Origin of the sequence: Izhakiella australiensis, assembly GCF_002006995.1 — a bacterium.
Taxonomy (GTDB): Bacteria; Pseudomonadota; Gammaproteobacteria; order Enterobacterales; family Enterobacteriaceae; genus Izhakiella; species Izhakiella australiensis.
Window position 1 is genome coordinate 191,262 of the sequence record NZ_MRUL01000009.1, and the last position, 7,910, is coordinate 199,171.

10 protein-coding genes and 2 pseudogenes are annotated in these 7,910 nt (G+C 51.5%); 9 read left to right on the forward strand and 3 right to left on the reverse strand.

All coding sequences use genetic code 11. The annotated features are described in order from the left end of the window. Nucleotides 1–184 precede the first annotated feature (184 nt). Nucleotides 185–751 carry a transcriptional regulator gene (locus tag BTJ39_RS25170; protein WP_241825917.1) on the reverse strand — a complete coding sequence of 189 codons (567 nt, stop codon included), beginning with the start codon at nt 749–751 and terminating at the stop codon, nt 185–187. A 178-nt stretch (nt 752–929) separates the two neighbouring features. Between BTJ39_RS25170 and BTJ39_RS14335 the strand changes: the two genes are divergently transcribed. The 7 genes and pseudogenes from BTJ39_RS14335 to BTJ39_RS14365 all read left to right on the forward strand — a co-directional run. Further along, complete coding sequence (locus tag BTJ39_RS14335) at nt 930–1,166, forward strand: helix-turn-helix domain-containing protein (RefSeq protein WP_078003381.1); 237 nt, start codon at nt 930–932, stop codon at nt 1,164–1,166. A gap of 2 nt (nt 1,167–1,168) precedes the next feature. After that, nucleotides 1,169–2,989, forward strand: a complete 1,821-nt coding sequence (locus tag BTJ39_RS14340) for a Mu transposase C-terminal domain-containing protein (RefSeq protein ID WP_241825918.1) — start codon at nt 1,169–1,171, stop codon at nt 2,987–2,989. Then, a complete protein-coding gene (locus BTJ39_RS14345) occupies nt 2,946–3,311 on the forward strand; it encodes a baseplate J/gp47 family protein (protein ID WP_241825919.1) in 366 nt (121 codons plus the stop codon). Before BTJ39_RS14340 ends, BTJ39_RS14345 begins: the two co-directional genes overlap by 44 nt. Next, on the forward strand, nt 3,308–3,877 hold the full coding sequence (locus tag BTJ39_RS14350) for a YmfQ family protein (RefSeq protein ID WP_078003383.1): 570 nt from the start codon (nt 3,308–3,310) through the stop codon (nt 3,875–3,877). Before BTJ39_RS14345 ends, BTJ39_RS14350 begins: the two co-directional genes overlap by 4 nt. Further along, nucleotides 3,877–4,812: a glycine-rich domain-containing protein gene (locus BTJ39_RS14355; protein ID WP_078003384.1), complete on the forward strand. Its 936-nt coding sequence runs from the start codon at nt 3,877–3,879 to the stop codon at nt 4,810–4,812. Before BTJ39_RS14350 ends, BTJ39_RS14355 begins: the two co-directional genes overlap by 1 nt. Beyond that, the gene (locus BTJ39_RS14360; protein ID WP_078003385.1) at nt 4,812–4,991 is read left to right on the forward strand and encodes a hypothetical protein; all 180 of its coding nucleotides are present in this window, start codon (nt 4,812–4,814) and stop codon (nt 4,989–4,991) included. Before BTJ39_RS14355 ends, BTJ39_RS14360 begins: the two co-directional genes overlap by 1 nt. Before the next feature lie 131 nt (nt 4,992–5,122). After that, a pseudogene (locus BTJ39_RS14365) lies at nt 5,123–5,254 on the forward strand (helix-turn-helix domain-containing protein); the annotation flags it as partial. Between the two features lie 5 nt (nt 5,255–5,259). On the opposite strand, the gene BTJ39_RS14370 reads toward BTJ39_RS14365, so the two are convergent. Together BTJ39_RS14370 and BTJ39_RS14375 are read right to left on the reverse strand one after the other, a co-directional pair. After that, nucleotides 5,260–6,075: a purine-cytosine permease family protein gene (locus BTJ39_RS14370; RefSeq protein WP_241825920.1), complete on the reverse strand. Its 816-nt coding sequence runs from the start codon at nt 6,073–6,075 to the stop codon at nt 5,260–5,262. Between the two features lie 370 nt (nt 6,076–6,445). Next, on the reverse strand, nt 6,446–6,673 hold the full coding sequence (locus BTJ39_RS14375) for a hypothetical protein (RefSeq protein ID WP_078003387.1): 228 nt from the start codon (nt 6,671–6,673) through the stop codon (nt 6,446–6,448). 66 nt (nt 6,674–6,739) lie between these two features. Here BTJ39_RS14375 and BTJ39_RS14380 point away from each other — a divergent pair. After that, nucleotides 6,740–7,516: pseudogene (locus BTJ39_RS14380) on the forward strand (LysR family transcriptional regulator); the annotation flags it as partial. Between the two features lie 88 nt (nt 7,517–7,604). After that, nucleotides 7,605–7,910 (forward strand): helix-turn-helix domain-containing protein (locus BTJ39_RS14385; RefSeq protein WP_139356346.1); only part of this gene is annotated, 306 nt, incomplete at its 3' end.

Here is a 7,910-nt window from a genome sequence, read left to right on the forward strand (position 1 = left end):
AGGGACTTGAGAGGATTTTGTGATTTTGCACCGCTTCAACAAAATCGAGCACAAACAATTAATTTTGCGTTTTATTTTGCACTAAAACGATCTGAGACCGATTGTTATTAGTGAGACTTTAAACATCTTTTAAAGCCAGCTTCAACATCCAATATGCAAGAGCATTGATCTGCATGCCAATGTTTCAACCGGCTTTCTGCTCTTTAATCATTGGGCGATTACCTGCGGTTAATTCACCACCATCAGATGCCCCTTTTTTAGCCTCTTCATGGGCATTTATAAGCTCTAAAGCTCTTTGCTTCAGTTCTGGAGAAAGTGCAAGTAGGCTTTCATTCAATTGTTGATTGTTAGAGCCTAGTTTTAAGATGCCTGAAGCCCCTTCCTTTAGCATTAAGCGTAGCAAAGCTTCAGATTCACTTTTACTCATGAACTCGAAGGCAGAAATCCATGCATTGCGTAAAGAGTTGTCATCGACAGACTTAGTATTACGCTCCGTATGAGTACTGCTTGAATTCTCACCTGTTGCAATCCACTCAACAGAAACATGCTCCACATTAGATATCTTTATTGCCACGTTGAGAGATGGTTCTGTGCCTCTGGTCAGATAGTTATTTAAGGTTGAAAAAGATAAGCCCCAATCTCGGGCTGCCGCTCTAACAGTACGAGTGCCAATAAGTGCTCTGAGCCTATCAGCAATGCTTTCCTTTACTTCCCCTTCAAAAGCAATTTTGCTTTCCTTTTGTGTATTCACTTTCTTTTCCTCTAACACGCTGATTATAAAAGCATAATTTTCAAATCACCAATTTGTGCTCATTAAGACAAAAGAAACGGCATATTTTGCTTTACATGAGCTATATGTGGATCAATACTTACACCATCGGATAAGCCTTCGGTGTTATCCGTGCGTATAACTAGCTAAGGGTAATCGAATGCACGAGAGAAAAGAAGTAGCGGGCGCCGACTGGCATCGCATCGATATCGTTGCGGAGCTGCATAAACGCGGCTTTACCATGCGTGAATTGTCAGAGCAGGCTGGTTTAAAACCAGACACGCTCAAAAATGCACTTCACCGCTCCTACCCCAAAGGCGAGCGCATCATCGCGGATGCTCTCAATGTAGATCCCTCCAATATCTGGCCCAGCCGATACCTGCGTAAGGTTTCCTGATTATGTACGTAACGGTTAATGAGCTGGCAGGTATGCCGGGACTCCCCGGCACCTCACAGGGACTGAGGCTCACCCTGAATAAAAGAACGTCCGGTGCACCACACCTGGTTCGGAAACGCCAGGGGACTAAAGCCTTTGAATATCACGTTGACTGCCTGCCGGAAGAGACACGTCGCATTGTGCTGGAGAGGCATTATCAGCAGTTGCTGGCAAGTCAGACGCCGGTTGAGTCAGGAAAACCGGCCCAGCGGCCCGCTCATGCACCGAAATCACAGGAGCTGGCGCTGATACGCCAGTGTCCCGCGCTCCTCGAACGTGAGATTTCCTCTCTCACGGACAAACAAAAACAGATTGCTGATGCGCGTGCCGCGCTGGCGATGGAGGCCGAGCGCCTGCGCAACGCGGGGATGTCACGCGCGGCCGCAGTGAAGTTTATTGCGCAGGCATCCCGAGCAGGCACGCTGCCTGAGCACCTGAAAAATCTGGCTGAAATCGCCAACGCCCGTAAAGGTTCAACCCGCAGCGGCGTGGGTGAGCGCAGCCTGCAGGAATGGCTCAGCGTTTTTCTGACCACCCGTCCGGGCGTTGAAAGGCTCGCCATGCTGGCACCGGGTTATCTCAAGGCTAAAAAGCCGGAGCAAATCACGTGGTTGCCTGACTTTCTCGCCCACTGGCGCAGCCGCAAAGGCCCGTGTCTGCGCGAAGCCTATCGGGATTTTAAGGCTGAATGGGAAAGTGTTTATGCCGGACAGCCAGCGATGATTGCGGCCTGCCCATCCTATGACGCCGTGCGTCGCGCCATGGACAAGCTGCCGAAGCGTGAAAAAGCCCGTGGTCGTGTCAGCGGGTCTGCCGCGCTGGTTTATGAGTGCTTCCAGAAACGTGACTGGTCACAAATGCCCGTTAATGGTTGCTGGATTGCCGACGGTAAGTCACTGGATATGAAAGTCGCGCACCCGGACCATAGCCGCCCGTTTACGCCCGAGCTGACGCTGATTATCGACGGTCGCACCCGCTTTATTACTGGCTGGAGTCTGGCACTTTCTGAAAGCGTGATTGCCGTGGCTGATGCCTATCGCTACGCCATGAAGCACCACGGCAAGCCGCTCTTTGTGTATTCGGATAACGGTGGTGGTGAGACCAACAAAACGCTTGATGCTGATGTGACAGGTATTTTCAGTCGCCTTGGCATCGACCACCCGACCAGTATTCCAGGACGGCCACAGTCACGCGGCATCATCGAACGTCTTAACAAGGGAGTGCCGCGTCGCGTCGCCATGCAGTTTGAAACCTATAACGGCTCATCAGCTGACCCGGAGCACGCCCGCATTACGGCACGTGCGATTCAGTCAGCCGTTAAGGCACAGGAAAACGGACGTGAACTCACGCCGGTGCAGCGCACCGCACTGGGAAAACTGCCGTCATGGCAGCAGCTCCTTGATGCGATTGCGCATGAGGTGGACACCTACAACAACACTCACGAACACAGCGAACTGCCGAAACGCAACGGGCGTCACATGACCCCGGCAGCGTTCCGCCGCGCCGTTCTGGAGGTTGAGGGTGATGAAATTGAATACCTGACCGACGTTGAGCTGCGTGAAGCCTTCATGCCGGAAATGGTTCGTACCGCGCAGCGCGGCTGGGTGCGCCTGTTTAACAACGACTATTTCTCTGAGCAGCTGATTACAGTGGACGGTGAAGAGGTCCGCGTCGCGTTCGACATTCACGACCCGCAGGAGGTTAGGCACTGTCGATGTGGTGATCACATCAGCGGGTGGGATGCCATCTGCGGCCATTATCGCCGCCTGCCAGGCTTATATTGATGACCATCGTCCGGTCACAGCCAAAGATACTCTTGTACTCGCGCCGACCTTCCGTAACGTGGATATTACAGCAGCCATCAGCGTCGAAGGCGTCACATTCGAAGCGGCGAAAACCAGCGTGATAACCGACCTGACAACATTCATCAGCAATCTTGAGCCGGGTGAAGCGTTTATCAAATCGCAGGCCGAGGGGGTTATCACCAACATTACAGGCATTACTGACCGCAGCATTACATCACCAGCCGCAAACGTTCTGCCGCTTGTCAACGCATCCGTCGTCGAATGGATACGTATCGGCGATATTGAGGTCACGCTGCTATGAATTACCGCAACCTGCTTGCCGGACTGCTCCCCCCGATTGCCTACAGCCCGGAGCGGAAAGCCATTAACGCGGAAATAACCGGCGAAGGAAATGCGTTTAACCTGGTATCAATGAGCGCTGATGAAGTCGCTGGCGCTGCCACACCGCTTTTTTCAGATGGCCTGCTGGCGGACTGGGAACGGGTTCTGGAGTTGACGCCAGGTGACGATGACTCCTGGCAGCAACGCCTTGAAGCCGTATTGCTGAAGCTCGCTGAAACCGGGGGACTCAGCCGCAGTTATTTTATAAAGCTGGCAGCCACGGCGGGCTACACAATTACCATTGATGAATTTGAACCATTCCGGGCCGGTACAAACAGTGCCGGTGATCCGCTTTACGTCCCTGAAATCATCTATGTCTGGGCAGTCAACGTTAAGTCCAGCGTGACTGTTTATTACTTTCGTGCGGGTATTTCGTTACCTGGTGAGCGACTTGCGACCTACGGAAACAAAGTGCTGGAAACGATTTTCGGGAATCTCAAGCCCGCACATACCTATTGTTATTTTACTTATGAGGAGCAGGCCTGATGCAGCAGCTGATGCCACCTATTGATAGCCCGGACAACCTTTTCCACAATGGCAACCCCCTTACAGGGGAAAAGGGGACGATTGTCACTGCTGAATTCCTTAATAACTCTCAGAGCGCAGTGCGCGACGTTCAGACCGAGCTACTTGCCATTCTTGCTCAGGCAGCGACAGACGCAAAACCGGATGTGCAGAATCAGCTCCTTACTGCACTGAAAAAGCTGTTTTTATCACGAGCGAACCCTTTTAGTGATATTGCCTCCGACGGTGCCATAGCAATTACCCAAGCTCTCACAAACCTTGGTTTAGTAGACAGCAATGGATACGTCGGCAGAAAGACTGGCGAGCAGTGGATCACGTCATCCAAAATGTTAACGTTAAACCCTCTGACGACGCACTTCAAAGCGATCATTACGGGAGCTGGCGCCGGAGGGGGTGGTGCGTTCAACGGCGGTGGCTCCAGTGATAATTTCTCGGGCGGTGGCGGTGCGGCGGGTGGCACTGGTATTAAATGGTTTAAAGTGTCTGACGTAACTGACTGGGCGATCGTTATTGGCTCTGGCGGGACTGAGGCTACTAAAGGGGGAGATTCATCATTCAGCGGCATCGTTGCGCCGGGTGGTGCTCCTGCTGTTGCATCCACCGTTTTTGCAGCCGGAGGGACAGGGGTTGCGGGAACGGGCGCAGATATCAACTTACCGGGAGGTGATGGCGGTGATGGGCAGAACGGCGCATATCTTCTCAGCGGGTTCGGTGGGGCCAGCTACTGGGGAGGCAGCCGCCGCGCTGGGCAGGGGCAATCTGGGTCCATAGCAATCCCAAAAGCAAAAGTTCCAGGTGCCGGCGGTGGCGGCGCTTTTGATACGCAAAAAATGGGTGTTAGATTTTATGGTGGACAAGGCGCAGATGGCATCTGCTTTATTGAGGAATATGCATAATGCGATACGCAATAATTGAAGCCGGAGCGGTTGTAAACATTGTTGAATGGGATGGCAATGGAGATTTGTTCAAAAATTTCAACATAATAAAAGTTGAAAATATACTCTGTGGCATCGGCTGGGCTTATAAAAACAAAAAATTCATAGCCCCGCCAGATGAATCAGTTTTACCTGATTAGCGAAACTAGCCCGGCGAAAGATGCGTAAATTGTTTGCGGCTCAGAAATATTAATCTCTGTCATCGTTGATGATAGTCCGGTGCTGGTAGTAGCGAACTGATACTGTACTGCTCCTGATGCTGTCGAATAAACGTTTAAAAACAGAGCAATGGGCACAAATGGGAAGATTGATTGCCGAAGGAGAGCCACGTAAGCGAGTAGCCCTTATCTTTGATGCAGGAATATCCACACTCTATCGTCGATTCCCTGCCGCCTCATCTTAATAGAGCTATTTAAGATCGGCGATTTTATTTGCATTGTGCATAATCTCTTTTTTTAACCGGGTCTTAGCTATGCATAATCTTATGCGTTTTGGTGCAAAAAATTTCGCCGCGCTACAATCTTTCGGCATATAGCGCGAATAATCAGAAACGTAGGGAGCGTAGGCCAGCTGCCAGAGCGCTGCTATAGAAATGGCGCCGAGAAAACCGCTAATGTTAAAGCCGTTTCTGCCGAGAAAGTCCGCAGGCAGGCCGTGACGGAAAATGATCCAGCCAAAGGCAACCGCCAGAACCACCCCGGAAACCCACGACATAATTTTGGTGTAAGCATGAATCAGGTTATAGCCGAAGGCGCAGGCAATCAGGCTGAGCAGCGCGACGGCGATGATACCCGCGTCCGTGGATACCGGCTGATAAATAGCGTGTAGCGACTGGCCGCCCAGCACCAGGTTAGAGGCGAAAAAGCCGATATACATGATGACGACCAGAGCCACGACCAGTACCGACCCGTAAGAACCAAACTGGCCGCGCGTCTGCACCATTTGCGGCACGCCGAGCTGCGGCCCCTGCGCCGAATGAAGCGCCATAAAAAGCCCGCCGGCCAGGTTGCCGATCAGCACGCCAACGGTCGCCCAGACGAACGAAAGGTGAAATACGCTGACCGCCAGCGAACCGGTAATGACGGTCAGCAGCATAATGTTAGAGCCAAACCAGATAGTGAAAAGGTCACGCGGCTTGCCGTGCCTTTCAGACAGTGGAATAGGCTGAATGGTACTCAGCTCGACGGTGGAAACCGATGCGCTATTTTTATGGCTGTTTGTCATAATTTTCATCTCAACAGAGTTGGCCAGCAGGCTGAATGCGCTCCTGAACAGCTACCAACTCTCCGTGCCGTTGGTAACGGGATTGTTGATAGATTGTTACAGTGAGATTCATGGTGCAGCAGCCCTGTCATCAGCGAAAGGACTAAAAATATGGGCAACCTCTATAAAAATTTTTGTTAGCACATCGCTGAGGGCAGGCGCCCCTTTTACGTGCAGCGGCGACGGGTGTGACGGGGTTCAAACATTTTAAAAGCGTAATTTTTCAATAGGTTGTAATTCAAAGAATTTAATTGCCTCACCGCAGTGCAGGGATGCGCCAGCAACTGGCATCATTGACAATAAAAAAACTATTAACTAATCCACATAAGGATTATAAAAAATATGATCGGCGCGCTGCATCTTCGCCGGGATCCGCCAGGGCTGGCGCCGTGAAAGACAAAAACGTCAGGTGAAATAATAAATAAATCATTGAAATTAAAGTTAAATAACATCCATCCGCGCTGACTATTTGCTTAGCTGACAGCAAATCTACCCTGGCTGCTGCCGCTGGAATGGAGACCGCCAGCCGGTGAAGAAAATCCGGCGTCTGTTCTTGCATAAACCGCACAAGCTAGCTTAAAACTATTCAACCAACCAAACTGAATATAAAAATTAAGGCTTTGCTATGCCTCATTTTACCCTTAAGCAGCTTAAATATTTCGTTGCCGTGGTCGAAGCGGAAAGTATTGCGGAAGCATCCAGACAGCTGCACATCGCCCAGCCCTCAATCTCCATCGCGGTAAAGAGCCTGGAGGATATGTTCGACCAGCAATTCTTTATTCGCCATCACGCGCAGGGCGTGTCGATGACGCCGAGCGGCCAGCGTTTTTATGAAAAAGCAAAGGAGCTGCTCAGGCTGGCCTATCAGTTTGAACAGAACTCCAAAGCTGATAATGAGCTGGTTTCCGGCGTGATCTCGATTGGCTGTTTTGAAACTGCGGCGCCGCTTTATATGCCACGGCTGATTGCCGGATTTAAAAAGATATACCCCGATATCACCATCAAGATTTATGACGGCGAACAGCATGAAATCGCTCACGGCCTGCATCGCGGTCGTTTTGATCTGGCCTTTCTCTACGATCTTGAGCTGGATAACGCGATCCATACCGAAAGGTTGAATGCGCCGCAGCAACCCTATGCGCTGCTGCCAGCCGATCATCCGCTGGCGCAGCGGGACTCGGTAAAGCTTTCCGAGCTGAGCAGCCTGCCAATGGTCCTGCTCGACGTGGTGCCCAGCCGAAATTATTTCATCGGCATTTTCAAAGAAAAGGGTTACAACCCGGACGTTGCCTACAGCTCCCCTTCCATTGAGATGGTGCGCTGCATGGTAGGCCAGGGGCTGGGCTTTTCACTGTTGGTAACCCGGCCGCTTTCCGATACTACCTACGATGGCCAGCTATTAGGCGACAATTACCCCGTCCGATTCGCGACAATTACTCTGGCCTGTTTGTAACCTTAGCGTCCCGTTTTTTCCCCACCCGGGAGAGGTTGTGGCGCTGAATATCAGGCAGGTCAGTTTTTACATGACTCAACGTAATAAAGGTCTTACCCAGGAAGCCGCTGCGGCTACTGCGGGCATCTCGGTCCGTTCAGGCCGGCGTATTGAAAAAGGACAGTGGCAACCGTTCGGGGAGCGACACTGGCGGACCCGCCAGGATCCTCTGGAGGATGTCTGGCTGAGCGACATTCTTCCCTTACTTGAATCCCGGCCGCAAATCTCGCCGGCAACGGTTCTTGAGTATCTGCAGGAGAAATATCCGGGCAAATATCCTGATAAGCTGCGCAGGACGTTACAG